The sequence below is a fragment of the Gordonibacter sp. RACS_AR68 genome (assembly GCF_030418485.1).
GTDB lineage: Bacteria > Actinomycetota > Coriobacteriia > Coriobacteriales > Eggerthellaceae > Gordonibacter > Gordonibacter urolithinfaciens.
This window is the reverse complement of sequence record NZ_JAIPUP010000003.1, coordinates 64534-90960: the sequence shown is the minus strand read 5'-3', so window position 1 is coordinate 90960 and position 26427 is coordinate 64534. Positions and strand designations below refer to the sequence as shown.

Sequence of the window (26427 nt, the reverse complement as noted above, 5' to 3'; positions counted from 1 at the left end):
ATGGCCTTCAATCACAAGCATCTGATCGATATCACGGAGTACTCCGCCGAGGATATCATGACCGTCCTCGAGACGGCCACGCGCTTCAAGGAAGTCAACGAGCGCCGCATCAAGCAGGTCCCCACGCTCAAGGGCGTCACGGTCGTGAACATGTTCAACGAGCCGTCCACCCGTACGCGCTCCTCGTTCGAGATCGCCGAGAAGCGCCTCTCCGCCAACAGCCTGAACTTCGGCGGCAGCTCCACCTCCACGGTGAAGGGCGAGAGCCTCGTCGACACGGTGGAGACGCTGTGCGCCTACAAGATCGACATGATCATCGTCCGCGACAAGCACGCGGGCGTGCCCCGCAAGATCGCCGACGTCTCCGGCGCGCACGTCATCGACGCGGGCGACGGCAAGCACCAGCACCCGACGCAGGCGCTGTTGGACCTGTACTCCATCTGGGAGGTCAAGGGCGACCTGGCCGGCCTCAAGGTGGGCGTCGTGGGCGACATCGGCCACTCCCGCGTGTGCGGCTCGCTCATCCCCGCGCTCAAGATCATGGGCTGCGAGGTGACGGTGGTTGCCCCGCCGACGCTGCTGCCGGCGCGTCCCGACATCCTCGGCGCCGACCACGTCACCACGAAGCTCGACGAGGTGCTGCCCGACCTCGACGTGGTGTACATGCTGCGCATCCAGCGCGAGCGCCTCGAAGGCGCGCCGTACCCGTCGCTGCGCGAGTACAACATGCTGTACGGCCTCACGAAGGAGCGCGAGCCCCTCATGAAGCCCGACGCCCTCATCTGCCATCCCGGCCCCATCAACCGCGGCGTCGAGCTGGACAGCTACATGGCCGACCATCCGAAGCGCTCGGTCATTCTCGATCAAGTCTACGCCGGCATCCTCACGCGCATGGCGGAAATGTATCTTCTTCTGGGAGGGAGCGAAGATGGCCTTACTGCTTAAGAACGCCCATGTGATCGACCCGCAGGTCGGTCTGAACGAAACGGCCGACATCCTCGTGCGCGACGGCAAGATCGTCGAGATCGGCCAGAACCTCGCGATGGAGAAGGGCGTCGAGCGCGACCTGGGCGGCAAGATCGTCGTCCCCGGCCTCGTCGACATCCACGTGCACCTGCGCGAGCCCGGCTACGAGACGAAGGAGGACATCGCGTCCGGCACGCGCGCCGCGGCCCACGGCGGCTTCACGGCGGTGTGCTGCATGCCGAACACGAAGCCCGTCATCGACAACGCGGTGGGCGTCGAGTACGTCAAGGCTCGCGCTGCGGCCGTCGGCAAGTGCCGCGTGCACGTGGCCGGCTCCTGCTCGCAGGGCCTCGCGGGCGACACGCTGTCCGAGATGGGCGACATGGTGGCCCACGGTGCCGTCGCCTTCACCGACGACGGTCGCGGCGTGCAGGGCGCGGGCATGATGCGCCGCGTCATGGACTACGCCGCGCAGTTCGACCGCGTGGTGATGAGCCACTGCCAGGACGAGGACCTCGTCGGCGCCGGCCAGGTGAACGAAGGCGTCGTGTCCACGCGCCTCGGGATGCTGGGCTGGCCGGCGGAGGGCGAGGAGATCCAGATCGCCCGTGACATCGCCATCTGCCGCCTCACAGGCTGCCCGCTGCACGTGCAGCACCTCACCACCGCCCGCGGGCTCGAGCTCGTGCGCGCCGCGAAGGCCGAGGGCCTGCCCGTCACCTGCGAGGTCACGCCACACCACCTGTTCCTCACCGAGGACGCCATCGGCGACGACTACAACACCTTCCTCAAGGTGAACCCGCCGCTGCGCACGGCCGACGACGCCGCCGCGCTCGTCGAGGGCGTGAAGGACGGCACGGTGGACGCCATCGTCACCGACCACGCGCCGCACAACGACTTCGAGAAGAACGCCGAGTTCGAGCTGGCTCCCTTCGGCATGATCGGCCTGGAGACGGCGCTCGCGCTCGTCATCACGAATCTGGTCGCGCCCGGTATCATCAGCTGGGAGCGCGCCGTCGAGCTCATGGCCGTGCGTCCCCGCGAGATCCTGCGCGTCGAGCGCGTGGCGCTCGAACCGGGCGCGACGGCCGACCTCACGGTCATCGACCCGGACGCCGCCTGGACGGTGGACGCGGCCGACTTCCTCTCGAAGGCCGTGAACTCGGGCTTCATCGGCGCCGAGCTCACGGGCCGCGCCACCGACGTCTACGTGGGCGGCTACGCCACCCTCGAGGACGGCGCGATCGTCGAGTAACCCGTCTGCAAGCAGCCGAAGGACCGCACCGGGCACGTCCGGTGCGGTCCTTCGCTTTTTCGGGGCTCCGAAGTCACGGTTTTGGCCGCTGTGAAGCCCGGCCGGGACCCTCGAACTGATGCCTGAATGCGCTCTCGAAGAAACCGCAGGTCGAGCAAGCGCTCGTTTCCTGTGGCAGGTGCGTAGTTGGCGCGAGAAAGCTGTGGAGGGCGTGCGAAAGCTTCACAGCGGCCAAAACGGTGACTCGCGCGTCCGTTTTTCGAGCGGTATGATGAACGCATGATTTCGCGTGGTATGATGAGCGCATCAAAGAGCCAGTGCAGGTGCGCTCCTTCTATGGAGGCCGCCCATGCGGAAGCGGCGATGCCCTCGCTTCCCTCACCACGCCTGCAAGATCCTCCTCGCAACAGGGCGTTTGGAGGGGGTAGTGCGCCTATGGCGGGCACACGGGTCTATTTCAGCCATCGAACATCGCTCCAGCTGCTGCGGACGTCGAGCCCGACCGGGCGCGCGCAGCTGCAAGGTTCCTCGCGCGCGCTGCCGGACCGTGCGCCGAGCGCGGCCGAGCTTGCCGAGATCGTCGAGCGCCTGGGGGCGGCGCATCACGGCATTCGCATCGACCAGCCCGTCCATGTTCTCGTGGGCACGGCCGCGCACCGACGCTTGGCGCCCGATTGCCGCGAGCACGTGTGCGCGGCGCCTCTGGCGGGCAGGGAGTTTTGCCGTCTGGCGGAGGGTGCGTTCTCGGCGGGCGCCGCCCTCGCCCTCGTTCAGATCGCTATGGACGAGAAGAGCCCGATCGCCCTGCTCGAGCTGGTGTACGAGGCGTGCGGGACGTACCAGACGCGGCGCACGGGTGTCGAGTCGGCCTACGACGTGCCCCCGCTCGCCTGCGTAGACGACCTGCGCGCCTTCGTCGCGCGCAACCCCTCGCTCGCCGGCGCAGGCAAGCTCGGCCGCGTCCTGCGCTACGCGGCGGACCGCTCTGCCTCGCCGCGCGAGACGAAGCAGGCGCTCGTGCTGGGCCTTCCGTTGCGCCAGGGCGGCGAGGGCCTGGGCATCCCCCGCATGAACTTCGTGGTGCGCGCGAGCCCGGCGGCGCGGGCCATCGCGGGGAGGTCGAGCTTTCGGTGCGACCTGTGCTGGCCGGAGGCCAAGCTCGACGTTGAGTACCAGAGCCGCTTCGCGCATGAGGGCGAGGCGAGTCGCCTGCGGGACTCTCGCAGGACGAATGCCCTCATGGCCATGGGATGGACGGTGGTCGGCGTCACCAACGACGAGCTCGACAGCCTCGCGGCGACCGAGACAATCGCCCGCACGATACGGCGGCATCTCGGCAAACGCTCGCAGTTTCGCATCGACGACCTCCATGCGCGCAAGCTCAAGCTCAGGCGTCAGCTGGGGCTGGGCGTGGGGTGAGGGCTGAAGCAAGCTGCGCAAGCGGCTACGGCGCTGCTCTGGTGCTACGCCTTATCGCCAGCTGTACCGGCGCCCTTGCGGGCGAGGTCGATGAGCTCCTGCTGGGAGTGCACGCCGCATTTGGAGAAGATGCTGCGCACATGCGAGCTCACCGTGTTGATGGACACGGTGAGCTCGTCGCGAATATAGGGACGGCTGCGGCCCGCCAACAGCAGCGCCGCCACGTCCGTCTCGCGGCTCGTCAGGTCGAAGGTCGCCTGGAGCGTGCGGGCCTCCTGCTCGAACAGGGCATCCAGGTCGGGCCCGCCGCCTTTCGCGCCCGGCCTGCCCGAGGCGTCCCGCTCGCTGCGGTCGCGGGTGCGGTTGAACACCCACTGCGGGTTGAAGCCCGTGACCATGATGGCGAACGCCACGGCCGTGAGCAGCACCGACGACAACACCATGAGCCCCTTCACGTCAAGCGTCAGCACGGCGTAGAGCCCCACGAGGCAGCCTGCGAAGATGCCGAGCCCCTCCCCGAGCGCGTACACGCCGAACACGGTGAGCGCAGGCGAGCCGGTGCGCCGCAGGTACTTGCACGCGCCGAGCCAGCAGCCGAACTGCACGCCGAACATGCCGAGGAAGTTGATGGCGTAGGCGGCGAGGCGCAGGGTGGGGTTGCCGTAGTCGATGAAGATGGGCACGTAGCTCAGCATGAACAGCGGCAGGCTCCACCGGTAGGCGAGCGATATGTTCAGGTAGCGCGACATACGCAGGCACAGTGCCAGCATGACGAGCGACAGCACGCAGGCGCACGTGAACGGTATGAGGAAGTGGGCGATGCGGTCGCCCATGATCTCCGGCGTGGCCACGACGCGGAAGAACGCCACCTGCACCCACGACACGCATGCGAGCACGCCGAACGACAGCAGCCCGCGGTGCGTGCGCGGCCCCGGCCGCGACGCGGCGGCAGGAGGGCGTCCCTCGCCGCCGTGGCGGCAGGCGAGCCAGAACGAGAGGGCTATCATGGCCAGCAACAGCACGAGGAAGGGGATGGACCCCCGCTTCGTCAGCAGCAACACGAAGTACAGCGCGAAGGCCACCGTGAACGAGAGGGGTATGGCGAATTCGACGTGCGCCTCGTCATAGGATCCCAGGCGGTCGCTCCACAGCATGGCGAACAGCGCCACGGCGATGCCCGTGAGCGCGCCGCCCGGCACGTGGAATGCCCACACGGCGCCGAAGCGGTCGGTCCAGGCGAGCCAGGTGAGCACGTTGCCGGCCACGGCGCATGCAAGAGCCACGGCCCCGAAGGCGCGCCGCCGCACGAACCGCGCAGGATCGGCCACGAACCTCGCCGCCACGATGCCGCCCAGCCCGCCGAGTCCCTCGAACAGGCCGCTCACCATCCAGATGCGCTCCAGGTTGTAGTTCGTCAGCGTGCCGTCGATGGCGGCATCGTGCGTGGCCAGCCCGCAGCCGAACAGCGTGCAGAACACCCATCCCAGAAAAAGCGCGAAGCCGATGGTCTCGCGCCGGTACAGCGGAAGGTTCCGCCGATAGTACTCTCTCAAACGCCCTCACCTCCCAGCGGCTGATTATAGTATAGGTGCGCTTGCGCCCTGCGTGCAACCTACCGACTGCCACTCCACCTAACTAGAGTATGAACAGGTAAAATGCAAACTTCACCTGGATCAGGTGAGGGGTTTATGCGGGATTGTCCCGCCAAAACGCCTCGATCAGGTGATGAAGCGCGCCGCCCTCCCGCCTAGACTCGAAGGCTGTTGTGTTCGTTCTCTGGCATAAGGAGGAGGAAAGTATGGGAAAGAGCATCGACCGACGCACGTTCGTCGGCGCGATGGGCGCCCTGGGCGCGCTGTCGGTAGCCGGCGCCGCGCTCGGCGGCCAGCCGACCGCGGCCGTCGCGGCCGAGTCGGCGTTCCCGGCGCCGGGCAAGGGCAAGCCCGTCGAGGCGAGCGTCGACCCGAAGACCGGGGACGTGACCGTCAACGAGGACGTGGTCGTGCGCTATTCGGGCTGCGTGGGGTGCTACTGCTCGTGCGGCAACCGCGTGAAGCTCGACCGCGAGACGGGCAGCGTGCTGGGCGTGGGCGGCAACCCCTACAACCCCGCCGACGCGTACCCGTTCCTGGACTTCGAGGCGCCCCTCACCGAGGCGTACCAGTCCTTGAGCTACGCCAACGGCAAGGGCAACCAGCTGCGCGGCACCGTATGCGGCCGCGGCAACGGCACGTTGGACGGCTATACCCAGCCCGACCGCATCACCGTGCCGCTCAAGCGTGCCGGCAAGCGCGGCGAGGGCAAGTGGAAGGCCATCGGCTGGGATCAGCTCATCAAGGAGGTCACGGAGGGCGGCAAGCTGTTCGCCGAGATCGGCGAGGACCGCGAGATCATGGGCTTCAAAGAGCTGCATGACACGAAAACGCCGATGAACCCCGACGAGCCGGGCCTCGGCCCCGTGTCCAACCAGCTGGTTATGCTGGGCAGCCGCTCGGACGGCCGCGGCAACTTCTCCAGCCGCTTCGCCTCGACGTTCGGCACGATCAACGCCTACGGGCACGCCAGCAGTTGAGCGGTCGCCAATTCAGCGAGTTCGCTGGCACAAGCAGGTAAGAACGGCCTCACCCCCGAGCCGGAGGAGGCCGAGTACGCAATCTGGCTGGGCGCCTTCCCAGGCGGCAGCATGATCAACTTCCAGAGCTCCGGCAAGCGCACGCTCAAGAACCTCGCAGCCGGGAAGCTCAAGATCGACGTGCTCGACTGCACGCTCGCCAACGGTTCCGTGACGCCCACCATCCCGGGCATCAACTGGATACCCATCAAACCCGCCACGAACGCCGCGTTCTGCGCCGCGCTCGTGCAGAAGATCATCGCCGACAAGACCTACAACGCCGACGCCATCTCCTTCACCACCCAGAAGGCGGCTGTCGAGGGCGGATACGGCGCCTATACGAACGCCACGTACCTGGTCATCGTCGACGAGAACCATCCGAACTACCGCAAGCTCATGCGCGCGGCCGACGCCGGCATCGATGCGCCCGAGGAGAAGGACAAGGACGGCAAGGCCGTCGAGCAGTACGTGGTCATCGACGCCGCCACCGGGCAGCCGGCGCTGCACTCCGCGTGCAGCAAGGGCACGCTCGAGTACGAGGGCGAGGTGAACGGCGTGAAGGTGCGCACGGGCTTCTCGCTCCTCACGGAGACGGTGAACGAGTACACCATGGACGAGTACGCCGAGATCACCGGCGTGTCCGTGGAGGACCTGGAGCGCATTGCCAAGGAGTACACCTCTCACGGCACCCGCGTGGGCATCTGCCACAAGGGCGGCTCGGCCGCCTCGGTCAACGGCATCGACACGGTCATGGGCGCCGCGGTGCTCCATGCCATCGTGGGTGCGAACCAGATGATCGGCGGCAACGCGCCCAACAGCCCGGCTCCCACCACTGCCGGCAACGGAGCGCGCTACAAGCTGGGCGCCATCGAGGGTAAGCCCGACGTCTCCACGAAGAACGCGTGCTACATCTCGCGCACGGTGAAGGCCTGGGAGAAGACCGACGAGTACAAGAACCGGGTCGCAGCCGGCGAGAAGGACCCCAAGCCGCTCATGCCCTGGTTCGCCAACGGCGCGGCCTCTGACAGCCAAGCGCTGCTCTCCATCGTGAACAAGTATCCCTACCAGGCTAAGATACTCACCTCCTTCATGTGCAACACGATCCAGGCCACGCCGGGCGCCATGCGCGACGAGGTCGTGGAGCGCCTGTGCGACCCCGAGGTGCTGCCGCTGCATATCGTGTGCGACGTGTTCGTAGGCGAGCACGCCCAGTACGCCGACTACATCGTGCCCGACGTCACCCCCTACGAGAGCTTCGGCCTGCCCACTACGGGCACCACGTTCACCGGCTACGGCACCACCGTGCGCTGGCAGGTGAAGGAGCCGGAGAGCATGAAGCTGGACGACGGCCGCCATGCCAGCTGGGAAACCTTCCTGGCCGACGTGGCCGAGGCGTGCGGCCTGCCCGGATGGGGCGAGGGCGCCATCAAAGACGTGGACGGCAAGGCGTGGCCGCTGCGCGACGCCGCCGACTTCTATCTGAAGGCGGTTGCGAACCTGGCCTACGCCGAGGAGCCGGTGGCCGACATCGACGCGCGGGAAGCGCAGCTCCAGGGCCTCGACGAGCTGCCCGACAGCTTCAAGGCAGCCGTATCCGACGAGGAGTGGCCCAAGGTGCAGAACGTGCTGTCGCGCGGCGGGCGCTACTGGCCCATGTCCTACGTGCACGACGCCGACGGCCGTCGCAGCCGCGGGTACAAGGACGAGAACCAGGCATATTTCTACAGCGAGAAACGCGCGACGAACAAGAACTGCTACTCGGGCAAGCAGCTGCCCGGCACGCTGCGCTACAACCCCGAGACGTTCACCGACCTCTCTCCCATGGAGGACCACTTCTCGCGCGAGGAGTACCCGTTCGGCGCCTCGGAGCACAAGCCGCGCTTCCGCTCCATCTCCATGCTGTCGAACAGCCCGGTCATGCGCGACCTGTGCAGCCACAACTACATCGAGCTCAACCGTGAGGACGCGGCCGAGCTGGGCATCAAGGACGGCGACAAGGTGCGCGCCATCACGCCGCTCGGCGACGTGAGCGAGGGCATCGCCATGGTGCGCGCGGGTCAGACGAAAGGCGCGTTCGCGCTGGCGTTCGGCTACGAGCACCAGAACTACGGCGCCCAGGATATCGAGGTGGACGGCCAAACCACCAAGGGCGACCCGGCCATCGCCGCGGGCGTGCGCATCCACCAGATGCTCGATCCCACGGTCACGGGCGTCACCGGCGACGACGTCATCAGCATCATCGCGGAGAACGACGCGGCCTCGCCCGGCCGTTGCGGCGGCATGTTCAAAATCGAGAAGGCATGAAGGGGGTAAGCGATCATGAGTGAGAGAAAGCTTGGCATGCTGATTGACCTATCCCTGTGCATCGGCTGCAACGCGTGCACCGTGGCCTGCAAGCGCGAGAACGACGTGCCCCTGGGCGCGTTCAACACCTGGATCGAGAGCTTCGACGTGGAGCGGCCCGACGGGCGCATCGCCCGGGCGAACGTTCCCAAGCAGTGCAACCACTGCGCCGACGCGCCCTGCGTGCGGGTGTGCCCCACGGGCGCGAGCTACCGCGCTGAGGACGGCACGGTGCAGATCGACCAGGACAAGTGCATAGGGTGCAAGTACTGCATGGCGGCGTGCCCGTACCAGGTGCGCTACCAGGTGGAGTCCGGCGAGGTGCAGAAGTGCACGTTCTGCCACCACCGCACGAGCGTCGGCTTGCTGCCGGCCTGCGTGGGCACGTGCGTGGGCTACGCCCGCACCTTCGGCGACCTGAACGACCCGGAGAGCGACATCGCGAAGCGCCTGGCCGAGGCGGACGGCGGCGACGTCCTGTACGAGGATCTGGGGCTCAACCCCTCGCTGTACTATATCGGACTCAAGGAAACCGAGGCCATGCCGGTCGCGTCCGCCATCCACCGCGGCGGCAACGTCATGAAGCCGTACGAGGGGTGATCGAGATGGTTTGGGATGCATTCATAGCAATTTACCTGTTCCTGGCCGGTTTGGGCGCGGGGGCGTTCGTCTTAGGCGCGCTCACGAACTGGGCGAAGAAGCCGGCGGCGCGCATGAAGAGGATCGCGTTCATCATCGCGCCGGTGGCCGTGGCCGTGGGCACGCTCGTGCTGGTGATCGACGCGAAGGCCGGGTTCGCCAACCCGCTGCGCTTCTTCATGCTGGTGTCCAACCTGAACTCCGTCATGGCCTGGGGCGTCATCATCTTGAGCGTGTTCTTGGCGGTGAGCATCGTCGACTTGGTGCTGCTGCTGGTGAAGAAGCGCACCCCGAAGGCGCTCGACATCGCAGGCATGGTGCTGGCCGTGTGCGTGGCCGCCTACACCGGCGTGCTGCTGGGCGACGCGGGCCTCGCGTTCCCGCTGTGGAACATGGCCGTGCTGCCGGTGCTGTTCGTGGTGTCGGCCGCCTCGACGGGCATCGCCGCGGTGCTGCTGGCCACGCGCATCGCGGCCCCCGAGGAGGCCGGCGCGCTGCCGCTGCTCTCCAAGGCCGGGCTTGTCCTGCCGGTGCTCGAGCTGGTGCTGGTGGCGGTGCTGCTGGGCGTGACGGCCGGCACGTCGGGATCGGGCGCCGCCGCCGGCGCCGCCTCGGTGGCGAGCCTCGTGTCCGGCGCCTACGCCGTGCCGTTCTGGCTCGGGTTCGTGGGAGTGGGCCTGGTGCTGCCGTTCGCGCTGGAGCTCGCGGCGCACCGCGGCGCCCGGGCGCCGAAGGCAGCCGCGGCCGCCGGCGATGCGGCGCCGGGCGCCGGCCCTGACGGCTCCGCCGCCGCGGCGGCGGGCTCGGGCAGGGCGCTCGCCCTCGTGGGCGAGGCCGGCGTTCTCGTGGGCGGCTTCATGCTGCGCTACCTGGTGATTATGGCGGCGCTGGCAGTCGTGTTCGCCTAGCGTATGCTATGCTGGGGGACGGGGGTCTGCGGGCCCTCGTCCCCGCCTGGCTTGCCCGGCGCGGCAGCCGGACGCTCGGGAGGGCGCCCGGCTGCCGCGCCAGACAGACTTGTTTTCCTATTGGAGCAATGGAGGTACTTCCCATGGACGATGCAGCGCCCCTTTCGCCCGAAGAGCTGCAAGGCTTCGCCGTCATCGCCGAGGCCTGCGCCGAGGCGTTCCTGAACGAGCCCTCCGCGCGGATCGTGGACGACGTGGCCCGCGTGGCGCGGGCGCTCGGCGACGGCCGCCTCGACGGCGTCGTTGCCGACGAGGCGCTGCGGCAGCGCTACAGCGAGCGCTTCTTCGTGCCGACGGGCCCGCTCTACGTGCCGCTCTCCGAGTGCAGCGTGCGCGGCGCGGCCGAGGAGGAGGGCCGCGTGCGGTACGCGCCCGTCTCGGGCGCCCGGGCCGACCACGTGCTGAGGTGCTACCGGGCCGTCGGCTTCGACTACCGGGCGCTCGCGGGCTTCGGCCCGGCCGTGGGCAGCCTGCGCCCCGACTCGCTGGCCGCCGAGCTCGCGTTCATGGCGTTTTTGGCTCGCGCGGCCGCCGAAGCGGCGGGGGAGGACCCGGCGGCGTCCGAGCGCGCGTCGGAGCTGCTGCGCCAGTTCGCCCGCGAGCATGCGAACGCGTGGCTGCCGAGGGCCGCCCGCCTGCTGGCTGCCGGCGACGACGACCTCTACGCCCGCACGGCCGCTTTGGCCGCGGATGCGGTGGGGTCGATCGCCGAGTAGGCCGTCCCTCGCGAAAGGATCCCTGCCGGCGGCTCGCCGCGTGATGGCAGGTAGCCAAGGGGAAGGGAGCTCAGTCCTCGTTGGCGCTGCGGGCATTGCGCGCGAGCACCATGAGCTCCTGCTGGGAATGCACGCCGCACTTCGCGAAGATGCTGCGCACGTGCGTGCTCACCGTGTTGATGGACACCACGAGCTCGTCGCGGATGAACGGCCTGCTGCGGCCTTCCAGCAGCAGCACGGCTACGTCCGTCTCGCGATTCGTGAGTCCGTAGGCCGCCTGCAGCGTCCGAGCTTCTTGCAGGCAGGGCGGCGCGTCCGGCCTGCCTGCGCCGGATGTGCCCTCAAGGGGGTCTGAACCCTGCGTCGCATGCCTCTCGCTCGGGCGGCTGAACACCCAAGTGGGATTGAACCCAGTGACCATAGCAGCGAATATGACGGCGGCCATGAGCCCGATGGACACCTGCATCATGCCGTGCTCGTCCATCGATCCCATCACGTACAGCCCGATGATGCAGCCGGCAAAGATGCCGATCCCCTCGGCCAGCGCATAGGTGCCGAACAGCCGCAGCGCGCCGCCGTTCGAGCGGTGCAGGTGCTTGCAGATGCCTATCCAGCAGCCGAACTGCACGCCGAACATGCCCAGGAAGTTGATGGCGTAGGCCAGCATGCGCAGCTCGGGATTGCCGTAGTCGGCGAACAGGGGCAGATAGCTCAGCATGAACAACGGCAGACTCCAGCGGTAAGCCAGCGAGATGTTCAGGTAACGCGACATCCTCAGGCACAGCAGGAACATGACGAGCGAGAGCACGCAGGCGAACGAGAAGGGCAGCAGGTAGTGTGTGAAGCGGTCGCCGGTGAGCTCGGGCGTGGAGATGATGCGGAAGAAGGCCACCTGCACCCACGACACCACCACGAGCACTGCGAACGAGAGCAGACCCTGCCGCCCGTCCGTCCACGGAGCATCCCGCCGCGCCGTGCAGGCCGGCGCGGCCGAGTCCGCGCGCTCGCGCACCGCGAAGAATGCCGAGGCGGCTATCATGACGGCAAGCGCTATGAAGAAGGGCTCGTGCCCCTGTTTCGTCAGCAGCAGCACGAAGTACAGCGCGAAGGCGAGCGTGAACGAAAGCGGCACGGCGAACTCCGTGTACGCCTCGTCGTAGGAACCGAGCCGTGCGCCCCACAGCGCCACGAACAGTGCGATGGCGAGGCCGGTGAGCGCACCTCCCACAGGGTAGAGCTGCCAGAATAGGCCGGGAAAGTCGGCCCAGGCCACCATGGTAACGTAGTTGCCCGCCACGGCGCACAGGAGCGCCAGCACCCCGACCGTGCGGCCGTGCAGCAGCCGGTCGGGCGCCGGGTGGAACCGAGCTGCCACGATCCCCGCCAGGCCTCCGAGCGCCTCGAACAGTCCGCTGACCATCCACACGTGCTCCAGATTGTACACGGTTGTCACGCCGACGGGCGAATTCTCGTAACTCGCCAGGCCGCAGCCGAACAGGCTGCAGAACACCCAAGCGAGAAAGAGCGCGAAACCGAGGGTCTCACGCAAGTAGAGCGATTTGTAGCGGACGCAGTATTCTCTCATGTTTCCTCCCGGCGAAGATTATAGGGCACCGGCCCCGGTGCCCTGACGGGAACCATTGTCTGACAATGAGGGTAATGATTGTCTGAACAGGTGCGATGTAAATATCACTCGATCAGGTGAGGCAGAAAACACGGCTTGTCCGCATCAATATCCCTCGACTAGGTGATGTGCCCGCTTTTCTGCTCTCCTAGAATCTGCGCTTGGAAAACCCCGAATATCTTAGGAGGAGGAAGAATGGGGGAAATGAACATAGATCGACGCACGTTCGTCGGGGCGATGGGTGCGCTTGGCGCGCTCTCGCTCGCAGGCGTGGGCCTAGGATCGCAGGCTTCGGCAGCCATCGCGGCAGACACCGCGTTTCCGGCACCGGCAACCGGTAAGCCCATCGAGGCAAAGGTTGATCCCAAGACCGGCGACGTGGCTGTCAATGAGGACGTTATCGTGCGCTACTCGGGTTGCGTGGGCTGCTACAGCTCGTGTGGCAACCGCGTGAAGCTCGATCGTGCCACCGGGCGCGTGCTGGGTGTGGGTGGCAACCCTTACAACCCTGCGTGCGCGTATCCGTACTTGAATCACGAGGAGCCGCTCGAGGAAGCGTACCGCTCGATGAGCTACGCACACGGCAAGGGTAACCAACTGCACGGCACTGTGTGCGGCCGCGGCAACGGCACGCTCGACGCCGTGAGCCAGCCCGACCGTATCACCGTGCCGCTCAAGCGCGCCGGTGCCCGCGGTGAGGGCAAATGGAAGGCCATCGGCTGGGACCAGCTTATTAAAGAAGTTACGGAGGGCGGCAAGCTGTTCGCCGAGATTGGTGAGGATCGCGACATCGAGGGCTTCAAGGCTCTCTGCGATACCAAGACGCCCATGAACCCCGAACAGCCCGACCTCGGCCCCGTGTCGAACCAGCTTGTCATGCTCGGCGGTCGCGCCGACGGCCGCGGTGCGTTCAGCAGCCGCTTTGCCGCCACGTTCGGCACGCTCAACCAGTACGGCCACGTGTCGAGCTGCGCTGGTGCCAACGGGGCCGGATCGCTTCTGCAAGAAGCCGTGAACACTATGATGCCCGACCCGGAAGAGGCCGAGTACGCGCTGTGGTTCGGTGGCTTCCCTGGTGCGAGTGGCATCAACTTCCAGAGCTCGGCCAAGCGCACCACGAAAAACCTTGCTGCCGGCAAGCTCAAGATCGACGTCATCGATCCCACGCTTGCAAACGGTGCGGTCACGCCCACCATTCCCGGCATCAACTGGGTGCCTATCAAGCCGGCCACGAACGGCGCGTTCGCCTCGGCCCTCACGCGCAGCATTATCGACAACAAGCGCCACAACGCGCAGTTCCTCGCGTTCCCGAACCAGGAGGCGGCGGTGGCGGGTGGCTACGCGTCGCACACGAACGCCAGCTACTTGGTTATCGTGGACGAGTCCCATCCGAACTTCCGCAAGCTCATGCGCGCGGCGGACGCCGGCATTGAGGTGCCGGACGTCAAGGATAAGACCGGCAAGCCTGTCGAGCAGTACGTGGTCATCGACGCAGCCACGAACGCGCCCAGCGCGCATTCGCAGAGCGCCGCGGGCGTGCTCGAGTACGAGGGCGAGGTCAACGGCGTGAAGGTGCGCACGGGCTTCCTCATGTTCAAAGACACGGTGAGCGCCTACACCATGGACGAGTACGCCGAGATCACGGGCATCCCGGTAGATGAGCTTGAGCGCATCGCGTACGAGTACACCGACCATGGCGTGAAGACGAGCATCTGGGCCAACGGCGGCTCCTGCATCGCGGTCAACGGTTTGGACGCCTCCATGGGCACGGTGGCACTGCGCGCCCTCATCGGATCGAACCAGATGACCGGCGGCAACGTGCCGTACAGCATGACGCCCGTGGCCATGGGCAACGGCGCCCGCTACAAGCTGGGCGACATTGCGGGCAAGCCCGACGTGTCGGCCAAGAACGCCGCCGCCATCTCCCGTACCGGTAAGGCGTGGGAGACCACGGCCGAGTACAAGAATCGCGTGGCGGCCGGCGAGAAGGATCCCACCCCTGCGCTGCCTTGGTATCCCAACGCGCCGCTTTCCGACGCACAGACGCTCATGTCTATCGTCAACCGCTATCCCTATCAGGCGAAGATCCTCACCACGTGGATGAACAACGTGCTGCAGGCCACGCCGGGTGCCATGCGCGACGAAGTGATCGAGCGCTTCAAGGACCCGGAGTACGTGCCGCTGCACATCGCATGCGACCTGGTGGTGGGCGAGGGCACTCAGTACGCCGACTACATCGTGCCCGATGTGAGCCAGTACGAGAGCTTCGGCGTGCCCCAGGTGGGCACCGCCTTCACCGGCTACGGCTCCACGGTGCGCTGGCAGGTGAAGGTGCCTGAGAGCATCGAGTTGGCCGACGGACGCCATGCCAGCTGGGAGGCATTCCTCACAGATGTGGCCAAGGCATGCGAGCTGCCCGGTTGGGGAGAGGGCGCTATCAAGGATGTCGACGGCAACGCCTGGCCGCTCAACGACGCGTGTGACTATTACTTGAAAGCGGTGGCGAACCTTGCCTACGGCGAGACGCCGGTGGAGGACCTCTCCGCCGAGGAAGCGCGCCTGCAGGGCCTCGACGAGCTGCCCGAGGCGTTTTCGGCCGCAGTGTCGGAGGCGGAGTGGCCGAAGGTGCAGAGCGTGCTCTCGCGCGGCGGGCGCTACTGGCCCATGTCCTATATCTACGGCGACGGTGGCCGTAGCAAGTGGTACAAGGACAACTACTGTGCCTTCGTGTACAGCGAGAAGCGCGCGCTGACGAAGAACTGCTATTCCGGCGAGCGTCTGCCCGGCACGCTGCACTACCGTCCCCAGACGTTCAGCGACCTGTCGCGCATGACCGACCGGTTCTCGACCGAGGAATTCCCCTTCACGGCCTCTGAGCACAAGCCCCGTTTCCGCTCGGTGTCGATGCTGGCGAACAGCCCCATCATGCGCGATTTGTGCGATCACAACTACGTTGAGATCAACGAGGAGGACGCCGCCGCCCTCGGCATTGCCGACGGCGACACGGTGAAGATCACGAACCCCTTGGGAGATGTGAGCACGGGCGAGGCCATGGTGCGCGCTGGTCAGGTGAAGGGCGCGTTCAGCTCGTCGTTTGGCTACGGGCACCGAGCCTACGGCGCCCAGGATGTCGAGGTGGATGGCACGCTGGTGAAGGGCAATCCCGCCATCGCCACCGGCACCTTCGTCACCACGATGCTTGACCCCACCGTCACGGTGGACGGCGTGATGGGCATCATCGCCGACAACGACGCCTCGTGCCCCGGGCGCTCCGGCGGCATGTTCAAGATCGAGAAAGCGTAAGGAGGACCTACCATGAGCAAACAGAGATTGGGCATGGTCGTTGACCTCGCGCTCTGCATCGGCTGCAATGCGTGCGCGGTGGCCTGCAAGCAGGAGAACGACGTACCCCTCACCAAATTCAACACGTGGGTGGAGAGCTGGGATGTTGACGACGGCGGACGCATCAGCCGCGCCAATTTGCCCAAGCTGTGCAACCACTGCGAGAACCCGGCGTGCGTGAGCGTGTGCCCGACCGGCGCCAGCTACGTTGCCGACGACGGCACGGTGCAGATCGACGTGAGCAAGTGCATCGGCTGCAAATACTGCATGGCCGCCTGTCCCTTCGGCGTGCGCTACACCAACGACGAGACGGGCGATGTGCACAAGTGCACGTTCTGCCACCACCGCACGGCAAACGGCCTGCTGCCCGCTTGCGCAGGAACGTGCGTCACCCACGCGCGCCTGTTCGGCGACTTGAACGATCCGGAGAGCGACGTATCCAAACGGCTTGCCGAGGCGGACGACGCCCAGGTGCTCTTCGCCGATATGGGCATGAACCCGTCGGTACACTACCTGGGCTTGGACAAGATGATGGGCATGGAGCGCGTGAGCGCCGTGCATAAGGGCGGCAACGTGAAGACGCCCTACGAGGGGAGGCAGTAAATGGTTTGGGACGGCATAGTCGCCTGCGACTTGTTCTTCGCCGGCATGGGCGCGTGGACGTTCGTGTTCGCGGTGCTGGCTGCAGGCAGGGATGATGCGTCGAGGAAAGCAAAGCTCGCGGGCGTGGCGGTGGCGTTCGTCGCCGTGGCGCTCGGCGCGCTCATCTTGGCGGTCGACGCGCGCGGGGGTCTGTTGAACCCGCTGCGCTACTTCAACCTGCTGGGCAACTTCGGGTCTGTCATGACCTGGGGCGTGGTGCTCATCAGCCTGTTTTTGGTGGGTGCGTTCGTCTGTGGCGTGCTGCTGGTGCTGAAGCGCAACGTGCCGCGCGCGCTGGAGGTGGTGACGGCCGTGTTGGGCGTGGGCGTGTCGCTGTACACGGGCGTGCTCCTGAGCACCGCGCCGGCGTTCCCGCTGTGGAACCTGGCCGTGCTGCCGGTGGCGTTCGTGGTGTCGGCAGCCTACACGGGCTACGCCGCCTACGCGCTGGCAGCTCGCTTTACGCTGCCGAGCGGCACGGCGCTGCCTGCTTGGACGGGCAAGGTGGCGCTCGTCCTGCCCGTGCTCGAGGTAGTGGCGCTTGTGGCGCTTCTGGTGGTGGTGTCCGCTACGACGGGCAGTGCGGCTCCGTACGCGATCCAGTCGGTAGCGAACCTACTCACCGGCAGCAATGCCGTCGTGTTCTGGGGCGGGGTCGTGGCTGTGGGCCTCGCGGCGCCGTTTGCCCTGGCCCTCGTGCGTACCCGCAAGGGCGAGGCGGCTCCCAGCTGGTTTGGCGTCGCCGAGGCCGTGTGCATCCTGACGGGCGGTTTCGCATTCCGCTACGCCGTCATCATGGCTGCCGTGCCGATGTTCGCCTAGGGAGGCGGCTGGAATATGGCTGACCCGATGCCGATCATGAAGGATGCTCCGAAGGCGCGCTCGCCCGAAGAGCTGCGAGGCTTCGCCGTCGTCGCCGAGGCCTGCGCCGAGGCGTTCCTGAACGAGCCCTCCGCGCGGATCGTGGACGACGTGGCCCGCGTGGCGCGGGCGCTCGGCGACGGCCGCCTCGACGGCGTCGTTGCCGACGAGGCGCTGCGGCAGCGCTACAGCGAGCGCTTCTTCGTGCCGACGGGCCCGCTCTACGTGCCGCTCTCCGAGTGCAGCGTGCGCGGCGCGGCCGAGGAGGAGGGCCGCGTGCGGTACGCGCCCGTCTCGGGCGCCCGGGCCGACCACGTGCTGAGGTGCTACCGGGCCGTCGGCTTCGACTACCGGGCGCTCGCGGGCTTCGGCCCGGCCGTGGGCAGCCTGCGCCCCGACTCGCTGGCCGCCGAGCTCGCGTTCATGGCGTTTTTGGCTCGCGCGGCCGCCGAAGCGGCGGGGGAGGACCCGGCGGCGTCCGAGCGCGCGTCGGAGCTGCTGCGCCAGTTCGCCCGCGAGCATGCGAACGCGTGGCTGCCGAGGGCCGCCCGCCTGCTGGCTGCCGGCGCCGACGACCTCTACGCCCGCACGGCCGCTTTGGCCGCGGATGCGGTGGGGTCGATCGGGGCATAATGGTGCTCTGCGCAGCTGCGGGTCGCCGATGCTAGAAGGTGCCGATCAACAGGCGCGGGGCCGGCGGCCCCGCGCTTGCTTCCTTTTTGCGAAACTGCATATTTCTTGCCGAAACACCGAAAATAATGCAAATCGCGCTCATAATCCCTGCAAAAGTCGTATACTAATCCTCGACCTTTAAGGCGGTACGGAGAGACCGACAAGGTGCGCAGCATAGCTTTCCCAGGATAACGTGCGCCTTTGTCCCCGACGAAGGCGTTTTTTCGTATATGCTGCCCGAGCGGAAGGATGATTTTGAGCGAGATAGCGAACAAGCTCTTGGAGGGAACGTCGAAGCCCGCGCCCCGGCCGGCGGCGCTCGTGCTGGAGGACGGCGCGGTGTTCCGCGGCACGGCGTGCGGCGCGCCCGGCGAGGTGTACGGCGAGATCTGCTTCAACACGTCGCTCGAGGGCTACCTCGAGGTGATAACCGACCCGTCCTACGCCGGCCAGATAATCACCATGACGTATCCGCAGATCGGCAACTACGGCGTGAACCCCGATGACGCCCAGGCGGGAGAGCCCGCGCTGCGCGGCCTCGTGGTGCGCGACATGTGCGCGGTGCCGTCGAACTGGCGCAGCGCGCAGAGCCTGCCCGACTACCTGCGCGAGCACGGCGTCGTGGCCGTGGAGGGCGTGGACACCCGCGCGCTCGTGCGCCACGTGCGCGACCATGGCGCCCAGCGCGCGGTGCTCTCGACCGTCGACGTGGACGAGGCGAGCCTCTTGGCGAAGGTGCGAGCGAGCGAGCCCCTCGTGGGGCAGAACCTCGCCGCCACGGTGTCGTGCGCGGAGCCGTACGCCGTGGGCGCGGGCGACCTGCCCGCGAGCCATGCGTTCGCCGTCGTGCCGGCCGCGTCCGCGCGCCACCGCGTGGTCGCCTACGACTGCGGCGCGAAGCGCTCCATCCTCCAGAACCTCGTGCGCTCGGGCTACGAGCTCACGGTCGTGCCGTGGGACACGCCGGCGGAAGAGGTGCTGGCCATGGAACCCGACGGCGTGTTCCTGTCGAACGGCCCCGGTGACCCCGAGGCCGTGGAGGGCACGTACTCCCAGGTGGAGAAGTTGCTGGGAGAGGTGCCCGTGTTCGGCATCTGCCTTGGGCACCAGATGATCGCGAAGGCCGCCGGCGCCGGGATCGAGAAGCTCAAGTTCGGCCACCGCGGCGGCAACCATCCCGTGATGAACCTGCTCACGGGCCGCGTGGAGATCACGGCGCAGAACCACGGCTTCGGCCTTCTGTTCCCCAGCCTGGGCGCGCTCGTGCCGGAGCTCTCGGGCGGCTTCAAGGGCCACGAGGACGACCTGCGCTTCTGGGCGCGCTCCGGCATCGCGCCGGTCGTGGACAACGAGCGCTTCGGCCGCATCCGCCTCACGCACGTGAACCTCAACGACGGCACGGCCGAGGGCGTCGCCTTCCTCGACATCCCCGCGTTCAGCGTGCAGTACCATCCCGAGGCCTCGCCCGGGCCCACAGACGCGCACTACCTGTTCACCGCCTTCGGCCGCCTGATGGACGGCCGCGAGGACTACCTGGACATCGATATCGCCGCCGACCGCCTGGCCGGCTGGACGTTCGGCGAGCAGGCTGCCACCGTGGCGGGGGCGGAAGGAGGCTCCCATGCCTAAGCGCACCGACATCGACACTATCCTCGTCATCGGGTCCGGCCCCATCGTCATCGGGCAGGCGTGCGAGTTCGACTACTCGGGCGCGCAGGCCTGCAAGGTGCTGAAGGCCGACGGCTACCGCGTGGTGCTCGTGAACAGCAACCCCGCCACCATCATGACCGACCCGGGCCTGGCCGACCGCACCTACGTGGAGCCCATCACGCCCGAGTTCGTGGAGCAGGTCATCGCCAAGGAGCGCCCCGACGCGCTTTTGCCCACGCTCGGCGGCCAGACCGGCCTCAACACGGCCGTCGACCTCGCGCGTGCCGGCGTGCTGGAGAAGTACGGCGTTGAGATGATCGGCTGCGACCTGGCCGCCATCGAGCGCGGCGAGGACCGCAAGCTCTTCAACGAGTGCATGGCGGAGCTCGGCATCGAGACGTCGCGCTCGGGCTACGCCTACTCCCTTGCCGACGCCGAGGCCATCGTGGCCGAGCTCGGCTACCCCGTGGTGCTGCGCCCCTCGTTCACGCTCGGCGGCGCGGGCGGCGGCATCGCGCACGATCCGGCCGAGCTGCACGAGATCGTGGGCCAGGGCCTGGAGCTGTCGCCGGCCGGCGAGGTGCTCGTGGAGGAGAGCATCGAGGGCTGGAAGGAATACGAGATGGAGGTCATGCGCGACCATGCCGGCAACGGCATCATCGTGTGCTCCATCGAGAACTTCGACGCTATGGGCGTGCACACGGGCGACTCCATCACGGTGGCCCCCGCGCAGACGCTCTCCGACGTGGAGTACCAGCGCATGCGCGCCGCGTCGCTCGCCATCCTGGAGAAGATCGGCGTGGAGACCGGCGGCTCCAACGTGCAGTTCGCCGTCAACCCCGACAACGGGCGCATGATCGTGATCGAGATGAATCCCCGCGTGTCGCGCTCCTCGGCGCTCGCGTCGAAGGCCACCGGGTTCCCCATCGCGAAGGCGGCGGCGAAGCTGGCCGTGGGCTACACGCTCGACGAGATCGTGAACGACATCACGAAGGCCACCCCGGCGTGCTTCGAGCCGTCAATCGACTACTGCGTGGTGAAGGTTCCCCGCTTCGCGTTCGAGAAGTTCCAGGGCACCGACGACACGCTGTCCACGCGCATGAAGGCCGTGGGCGAGGTCATGGCCATCGGCCGCACGTTCGAGGAGGCGCTCGGCAAGGCCATGCGCTCGCTCGAGAACGGCCGTGCGGGCCTGGGCGCGGACGGGAAGGACGCGGGCCTGCCGGACGGCGAGGCGTTCGACGACCTCGTGGCGCGTCCCACGGCCGACCGCGTGTTCTACCTGGCCGAGGCGCTGCGCCGCGGCTGGACGGTGGAGCGCGTGTGCGCGGCCACCGGCATCGACCCCTTCTTCATTGCGCGCATGGCCGACATCGTGCGCGTGCAGGAGAACCTGCGCGGCATGCACCTCGACGAGCTGGATGCCGACGCGTTCCGCCTGCTCAAGCGCATGGGCCTCTCCGACGCGCAGATCGCGCACCTCACGGGCTCCGACGAGCTCACCGTGCGCACGTGCCGGAAGCTTCTGGGCGTGAGGCCGGCGTTCAAGACCGTCGACACCTGCGCGGCCGAGTTCCCTAGCTCCACGGCCTACCACTACAAAACCTACGACGCCGACGAGACCGAGGTCGCGCCGAAGACGCGCAAGCGCGCGATGATCCTGGGAGCCGGCCCGAACCGCATCGGCCAGGGCATCGAGTTCGACTACTGCTGCGTGCATGCGAGCTACGCGCTTGCCGAGGCCGGCTTCGAGACCATCATGGTGAACTGCAACCCCGAGACCGTGTCCACTGACTACGACACGTCCGACAAGCTCTACTTCGAGCCGCTCACGTTCGAGGACGTCATGGACATCGTGGACGTCGAGCGCCCGGACGGCGTGGTGGTCACGCTGGGCGGTCAGACGCCGCTCAAGCTGGCGAACGCGCTCGCGGAGGCGGGGGTACCCATCATGGGGACCTCGCCGGAGGCGATCGACCTGGCCGAGGACCGCGACCGCTTCAGCGCCATCCTCGACGAGATGGCCATCACCTACCCGGCCGCCGGCATGGCCTCCACCTACCAGGAGGCCTGCGTCGTGGCCGACCAGATAGGGTTCCCCCTGCTCGTGCGCCCCAGCTACGTGCTGGGCGGGCGCGGCATGGGCATCGTCTACGACGGCGCGCAGCTGGAGAAGTACATGGCCGAGGCCGCGAAGATATCGCCCGACCACCCGGTGTACCTCGACCGCTTCCTCGAGGGGGCGGTGGAGGTGGACCTCGACGCGCTCTGCGACGGCGAGGCGGTGTACGTGGGCGGCGTGCTCGAGCACATCGAGATGGCCGGCATCCACTCGGGCGACTCGGCCTGCTGCACGCCGCCGTTCGCGCTGTCGGAGGCGCTGGTGTCGCAGCTGCGAAGCGTCGCGCGCGACCTGGCGCTGCGCCTGGGCGTGGTGGGCCTCATCAACATCCAGTTCGCCATCAAGGACCAGGTCATCTACATCATCGAGGCCAACCCGCGCGCCAGCCGCACCGTGCCGTTCGTGTCCAAGGCCACCGGCGTGCCGCTGGCGAAGATGGCCGCGCGCATCATGGCGGGCGAGAGGATCGCCGACCTGGGCCTGCCTCCCGACGACCGGCGCCTCGAGCACTACAGCGTGAAGGAGGCCGTCATGCCCTTCGGCCGCTTCCCCGGCGCGGACACGGTGCTCGGCCCCGAGATGAAGTCCACCGGCGAGGTCATGGGCATCGCCGGCAACTTCCCGGCCGCGTTCGCGAAGACGCAGCTGGCCATCAGCTACGCGCTGCCCGAGGGCGGCACCGTGTTCATCAGCGTGTGCGACCGCGACAAGCGCGCCATCGTGTCCATCGCGCGCGACATCGTGCGCCTGGGCTTCAAGGTGGTGGCCACGGGAGGCACGGCCCGCGCCCTGCGCGCGGCGGGCGTGGACTGCGAGGAAGTGAAGAAGGTGCACGAGGGCGCCCCCAACGTGCTCGACCGCATCGCCGCCGGCGAGATAGCGCTCATGATCAACACGCCGTTCGGCCATGCCACGCGCGCCGACGGCTACGAGCTGCGCCTCGAGGCCGTGAAGCACGGCGTGACCCACGTCACGAACCTGGCCGGCGCCCAGGCCATGGTTGCCGGCATGGAGATGGCCCGCGCGAACGGCCTGTCCGTCGTGGCCCTGCAAGACCTGCCCCAGTGGGGGTAGGGAGACGCGGATGACCTAGTGCCGGCAGCTTCGCTCGTCAGCAGCTGCCGGCACCACGCATGGAGCTTGCCATACAGCACGATCGGTGATAAGATATCTATAAAGATATCTTTAGAAAGGTGCGTGGATGTCAAGGATCGCCGACAAGGTAACGCAGCTTTGCGCCTGGGGCACGTCGCGTGCCGTCCGCATTCCCAAGGACATGTGCGAGCGCATGGGGATCGATGTGGGCGCGCGCTTGACGATGAGCCTCGGACATGACGAGCGCGGCTCGTTCATGCTCGTTCGTCCCGAGGAAGCCGAGCATCGCGCCTATCGAGATATCCCCTATGTTTCCATGGACGAGCTTTTTGCGGGACACACGGGGGACTACCAACCAGGGGAATGCGATTGGGGCAAGGACTTGGGCGCCGAGGTGATTCCGTGATCCTCGAGCAAGGCGATGTCATCATGGTCGATTTCAACCCGTCGATCGGCCATGAGCCGGCAAAGATCCGTCCAGCTGTTGTGGTGAGCGGTTACGGTTTCAATTCGCGTGCGAACCTGGTTGCCGTCGTGCCGACAACCACCAAGGACAACGGGTACCCGCTTCATTTGCCTGCGAAGTGCTCAGGGCGCTCAATAGGCTTCGCCTGCGTGGAGTTGTTGCGGACCATAGACGTAAGGCAACGCGGGTACGAGTACTTCGGATGCGCAGACGATGAAACCGTGCGCTCTATCCTCGCTTCCATTCGGGGAATGCTGGAGCTGCGTTAATCCTTAGCTGTTCAGGAACTCCGCGAGCAGGCGGTCGGGGTCTTCCAGGAAGCGGTGGAGGGCGTCCCATTCCATGGTCTGCTCGAGGCTTACGCGGCGCACCTCGTCCTCGAACTGGTAGATGACCGCCCCCGGCGCCGAGAGCAGGATGGGGGAGTGCGTGGCCACGACCAGCTGCGACCCCGCGTTGGCCAGCCGCACGATCTCGGCCAGAAGCGCCACCTGCCCCAGCTGCGAGAGCCCCGTCTCGGGCTCGTCGAGCACGTAGAAGCCTTCGCCGCCGAAGCGGCGCGACACGAGCGCGAGGATGCCCTCGCCGTGCGAGCGGGCGTGCAGCGACCGTCCGCCGAAGTAGCGTTGGTCGTCCTCGAGCGCGTCCATCTCCGATATGAGATTGAACAGCGTGTCGGAGCGCACGAGGAAGCTGTCGCGCGGCCGGCAGATGCCCTTGAGCAGGCGCACGTGGTCGCAGAGCTCAGAATGGCCGTCGTGCACGGAGAACGTGTAGTTGCGCGAGCCGCCCTCGGGGTTGAGGCCGTAGGCGATGCCCATCGCCTCCAGCAGCGTCGACTTGCCCGTGCCGTTCTCGCCGCAGAAGAACGTGATGGGCTGTCCCAGGTCGAGCGCCCGCAGGCTCGCGATGGCCGGCACGTTGAACGGATAGACGCCCTTGTCGGGAACGTCCGCCCAGTCGATGGCGAGCGAGGTGACGAAGACGTTGTCGCGCATGGCGTGCTCCTCTCATCCGCTTATGTCTTTTCGCAAATGCTACTATAGCTCCAAAAGCGCCATCTCGCATGACGCGCGGATAGGCGGGAGGATAGGGAATGAGCGGCATCGAAGTTGAACGGCTCGCAGCGGACGATGATCTGGCAGCGGTGGCGCGCGTGTACGTGCGCAGCTGGCGGCACGCCTACTGGGGCATCGTGCCGCAGGACTTTCTCGACACGCTGTCTGAAGGGTTCTGGCAGCTGGGCCTTGAGCAGAGCGTCGATCGCACGTTCGTCGCCCGCGAAGGCGGCGAGATAGTCGGCGTGTGCACCTACGGGCCCGCCCGCGTCGAGGCGTTCGCGGGATGGGGCGAGGTCGTGTCGCTCTACGTGCAACCGGAGCGCATGGGGCGCGGCATCGGCTCGAAGCTGCTCGGTGCGGCGCTCGAGGCGCTCGCAACCGAGGGCTTCGAGGACGCCTATCTCTGGGTGCTCGCCGACAACGCGTCCGCGCGCGCCTTCTACGAGAAGCGCGGGTTCCAGCTGATCGAGCGCGAGAACGCCGTCGAAATCGCGGGCGAGCGCCTGCTCGAGGCCTGCTATGCGAAGGCGCTCGACTGAGCAGCCGCTCCTGCGCGTCACGACGCGTGCGGCTCGTCTACGCGCTTCATCAGGTAGGCGGCCACCTCGGGGAAGTCGCGCACGACGCGCATGAGCGTGTCGGCGGTGCGGTTCTGGAACACCGAGCCCCTCTCCCAGCGCACGACTGTCTTCGGCCCCGCTCCGATGAGCTTCTCGAACTTGGCCTGCGAGAGTCCCAGGGCCTGCCGGAGCTCCCTCACCTCGTCGCCCGAGAGCAGCCCGTTGTCGCGCTTGTACTGGTCGACCGCGCGCCGGTGGATGATGCCATCCATCCCTCCTTCGAGGTAGATTTCGCCGCAGCTGGCGCACAGGCAGTAGTCGGCATCGTCTACGACGATCTGCTCGCCTTTGACGTCCCACTCGATCGGTCCATGGATATCCATGATCTTGCCGCCACACACTGGGCACTTTGTCATCATTACCATGCGCAACCCCATTCCTTGCACGACATGAGCATGACGGTAGCTACGTCGCCTTCGACGATGAACTTCACGTATAAGCAGACGGAGACGCCATCTTCATTGTAGTCGCAGCAATACACGTCCGCCCAAGAGCCGTCGTCGCGTCTCGACTTGAGCGATTTCACGAACTCTTTTTCCTGAAGGGAAAGGATTATGCGTCGCGCGAGGATTGGGCTGAAACCGTGGTTTCGCAGCCAGGACGTGCTCTTCTTCGAAGCGCTGTACCGGCCCTCCCGGACCAACCGTTTCACCTCTGCGAGGTCGTAGCGCGGCTCCTTCCCTTTCATGGTAGCACCTTGCTACCATCTGCAGTATACGGAACGGGCACGCGAATTGCAAGAGGGCTGGGCATGTCGCCACCTCCCTGTCGAAGCACGGCTGTCCCCGAGAGGGTTAGGAGGTCGCTCCAGCCACCAATAGAACTTATGTACGTATTGTAATATGATTCGAACGATAAGGGAACATATGTTTGTGCATACTATTTGAATTCGAATGCGGACATACGCAGCGGACGACGGGGCTTGCTACACTTGGTTCGTCTCATTGTTTCATATGATTCCCTGACGAGGGCAGCCGTACCAGGATCGCAAAGACGGCGCGTTGCTTCACGGAAGGGAGTCTTCTCATGGCATGGATCGTTCTGGTGGCTTCGGGCGTCTTGGAGGCGGTGTGGGCCACCGCGCTCGGACGGGCGGAGGGGTTCACCAAACTCGCCCCGTCCCTCGTGTTCCTCGTCGCGCTCGTCATGAGCATGGCGGGGTTGTCGTACGCGGTCAAATCGCTGCCCACGGGCACGGCGTACGCCGTCTGGGTGGGCATCGGCGCCTCGCTCACGGTCGTCTACGGCATGCTCTCGGGAACCGAGCCCGTATCGGTGGCGAAGGTGCTGCTCATAGCAGGCCTCATCGCGTGCGTCGTCGGTCTGAAGCTCGTTCACGACGCGGGATGACATCG

The 26427-nt window shown here is 66.9% G+C and carries 23 protein-coding genes and 1 riboswitch; of the genes, 18 read left to right on the top strand and 5 right to left on the bottom strand.

Annotation, left to right across the window (positions count from 1 at the left end; genetic code table 11):
- From K9U15_RS07610 to K9U15_RS07600, 3 genes are all read left to right on the top strand, one after another.
- Positions 1-945 (top strand): aspartate carbamoyltransferase catalytic subunit, encoded by a 945-nt coding sequence (locus K9U15_RS07610; protein WP_087189704.1) that lies wholly within the window; start codon positions 1-3, stop codon positions 943-945.
- On the top strand, positions 929-2221 hold the full coding sequence (locus K9U15_RS07605; RefSeq protein ID WP_301155854.1) for a dihydroorotase: 1293 nt from the start codon (positions 929-931) through the stop codon (positions 2219-2221). Before K9U15_RS07610 ends, K9U15_RS07605 begins: the two co-directional genes overlap by 17 nt.
- Before the next feature lie 435 nt (positions 2222-2656).
- Positions 2657-3640: a DUF559 domain-containing protein gene (locus K9U15_RS07600; protein WP_301155853.1), complete on the top strand. Its 984-nt coding sequence runs from the start codon at positions 2657-2659 to the stop codon at positions 3638-3640.
- Positions 3641-3684: 44 nt separating this feature from the next.
- Here the strand turns inward: K9U15_RS07600 and K9U15_RS07595 are convergent, their stop codons facing one another.
- Entirely contained in the window at positions 3685-5193 is a 1509-nt protein-coding gene (locus K9U15_RS07595; RefSeq protein ID WP_227115415.1) for a response regulator transcription factor, read from the bottom strand.
- Positions 5194-5438: 245 nt separating this feature from the next.
- Here K9U15_RS07595 and K9U15_RS07590 point away from each other — a divergent pair, with 245 nt between their 5' ends.
- From K9U15_RS07590 to K9U15_RS07570, 5 genes are all read left to right on the top strand, one after another.
- Positions 5439-6212, top strand: a complete 774-nt coding sequence (locus K9U15_RS07590) for a hypothetical protein (protein WP_087189707.1) — start codon at positions 5439-5441, stop codon at positions 6210-6212.
- A gap of 111 nt (positions 6213-6323) precedes the next feature.
- Complete coding sequence (locus K9U15_RS07585; RefSeq protein ID WP_096226577.1) at positions 6324-8555, top strand: molybdopterin dinucleotide binding domain-containing protein; 2232 nt, start codon at positions 6324-6326, stop codon at positions 8553-8555.
- 15 nt (positions 8556-8570) lie between these two features.
- A complete protein-coding gene (locus tag K9U15_RS07580) occupies positions 8571-9194 on the top strand; it encodes a 4Fe-4S dicluster domain-containing protein (RefSeq protein WP_087189709.1) in 624 nt (207 codons plus the stop codon).
- A gap of 5 nt (positions 9195-9199) precedes the next feature.
- Positions 9200-10141, top strand: a complete 942-nt coding sequence (nrfD, locus tag K9U15_RS07575; protein WP_096226576.1) for an NrfD/PsrC family molybdoenzyme membrane anchor subunit — start codon at positions 9200-9202, stop codon at positions 10139-10141.
- Positions 10142-10284: 143 nt separating this feature from the next.
- The gene (locus K9U15_RS07570; protein WP_301155852.1) at positions 10285-10917 is read left to right on the top strand and encodes a molecular chaperone TorD family protein; all 633 of its coding nucleotides are present in this window, start codon (positions 10285-10287) and stop codon (positions 10915-10917) included.
- 70 nt (positions 10918-10987) lie between these two features.
- On the opposite strand, the gene K9U15_RS07565 is transcribed toward K9U15_RS07570, so the two are convergent.
- A complete protein-coding gene (locus K9U15_RS07565) occupies positions 10988-12502 on the bottom strand; it encodes a helix-turn-helix transcriptional regulator (RefSeq protein ID WP_096226574.1) in 1515 nt (504 codons plus the stop codon).
- Positions 12503-12745: 243 nt separating this feature from the next.
- On the opposite strand from K9U15_RS07565, the gene K9U15_RS07560 reads away from it, so the two are divergent.
- From K9U15_RS07560 to K9U15_RS07525, 8 genes are all read left to right on the top strand, one after another.
- Positions 12746-15844 carry a molybdopterin dinucleotide binding domain-containing protein gene (locus K9U15_RS07560; RefSeq protein WP_301155851.1) on the top strand — a complete coding sequence of 1033 codons (3099 nt, stop codon included), beginning with the start codon at positions 12746-12748 and terminating at the stop codon, positions 15842-15844.
- A 12-nt stretch (positions 15845-15856) separates the two neighbouring features.
- Entirely contained in the window at positions 15857-16486 is a 630-nt protein-coding gene (locus tag K9U15_RS07555; RefSeq protein WP_301155318.1) for a 4Fe-4S dicluster domain-containing protein, read from the top strand.
- Positions 16487-17347, top strand: a complete 861-nt coding sequence (gene nrfD, locus K9U15_RS07550; RefSeq protein WP_096226571.1) for an NrfD/PsrC family molybdoenzyme membrane anchor subunit — start codon at positions 16487-16489, stop codon at positions 17345-17347. It abuts the gene before it with no gap.
- A gap of 15 nt (positions 17348-17362) precedes the next feature.
- Positions 17363-18019 (top strand): molecular chaperone TorD family protein, encoded by a 657-nt coding sequence (locus tag K9U15_RS07545; RefSeq protein WP_301155850.1) that lies wholly within the window; start codon positions 17363-17365, stop codon positions 18017-18019.
- A 294-nt stretch (positions 18020-18313) separates the two neighbouring features.
- Positions 18314-19687, top strand: a complete 1374-nt coding sequence (gene carA, locus K9U15_RS07540; protein ID WP_096226569.1) for a glutamine-hydrolyzing carbamoyl-phosphate synthase small subunit — start codon at positions 18314-18316, stop codon at positions 19685-19687.
- Positions 19680-22904 carry a carbamoyl-phosphate synthase large subunit gene (carB, locus tag K9U15_RS07535; RefSeq protein ID WP_096226568.1) on the top strand — a complete coding sequence of 1075 codons (3225 nt, stop codon included), beginning with the start codon at positions 19680-19682 and terminating at the stop codon, positions 22902-22904. The genes carA and carB overlap by 8 nt, the downstream gene beginning before the upstream one ends.
- A 127-nt stretch (positions 22905-23031) precedes the next feature.
- Positions 23032-23331: a hypothetical protein gene (locus K9U15_RS07530; protein ID WP_301155849.1), complete on the top strand. Its 300-nt coding sequence runs from the start codon at positions 23032-23034 to the stop codon at positions 23329-23331.
- On the top strand, positions 23328-23660 hold the full coding sequence (locus K9U15_RS07525; RefSeq protein ID WP_157780519.1) for a type II toxin-antitoxin system PemK/MazF family toxin: 333 nt from the start codon (positions 23328-23330) through the stop codon (positions 23658-23660). Before K9U15_RS07530 ends, K9U15_RS07525 begins: the two co-directional genes overlap by 4 nt.
- A 3-nt stretch (positions 23661-23663) precedes the next feature.
- Here the strand turns inward: K9U15_RS07525 and K9U15_RS07520 are convergent, their stop codons facing one another.
- Positions 23664-24389 carry an AAA family ATPase gene (locus K9U15_RS07520; RefSeq protein ID WP_096226565.1) on the bottom strand — a complete coding sequence of 242 codons (726 nt, stop codon included), beginning with the start codon at positions 24387-24389 and terminating at the stop codon, positions 23664-23666.
- A 98-nt stretch (positions 24390-24487) separates the two neighbouring features.
- Between K9U15_RS07520 and K9U15_RS07515 the strand changes: the two genes are divergently transcribed.
- Positions 24488-24991 carry a GNAT family N-acetyltransferase gene (locus K9U15_RS07515; protein WP_096226564.1) on the top strand — a complete coding sequence of 168 codons (504 nt, stop codon included), beginning with the start codon at positions 24488-24490 and terminating at the stop codon, positions 24989-24991.
- A gap of 17 nt (positions 24992-25008) precedes the next feature.
- On the opposite strand, the gene K9U15_RS07510 is transcribed toward K9U15_RS07515, so the two are convergent.
- Positions 25009-25437: a type II TA system antitoxin MqsA family protein gene (locus K9U15_RS07510; RefSeq protein WP_227115570.1), complete on the bottom strand. Its 429-nt coding sequence runs from the start codon at positions 25435-25437 to the stop codon at positions 25009-25011.
- Positions 25431-25760: a type II toxin-antitoxin system MqsR family toxin gene (locus K9U15_RS07505; protein WP_123674623.1), complete on the bottom strand. Its 330-nt coding sequence runs from the start codon at positions 25758-25760 to the stop codon at positions 25431-25433. The genes K9U15_RS07510 and K9U15_RS07505 overlap by 7 nt, the downstream gene beginning before the upstream one ends.
- A gap of 250 nt (positions 25761-26010) precedes the next feature.
- Positions 26011-26075: riboswitch (guanidine-III (ykkC-III) riboswitch) on the top strand.
- Between the two features lie 23 nt (positions 26076-26098).
- Between K9U15_RS07505 and K9U15_RS07500 the strand changes: the two genes are divergently transcribed.
- Positions 26099-26422 (top strand): multidrug efflux SMR transporter, encoded by a 324-nt coding sequence (locus tag K9U15_RS07500; protein ID WP_096226561.1) that lies wholly within the window; start codon positions 26099-26101, stop codon positions 26420-26422.
- Positions 26423-26427: the final 5 nt, after the last annotated feature.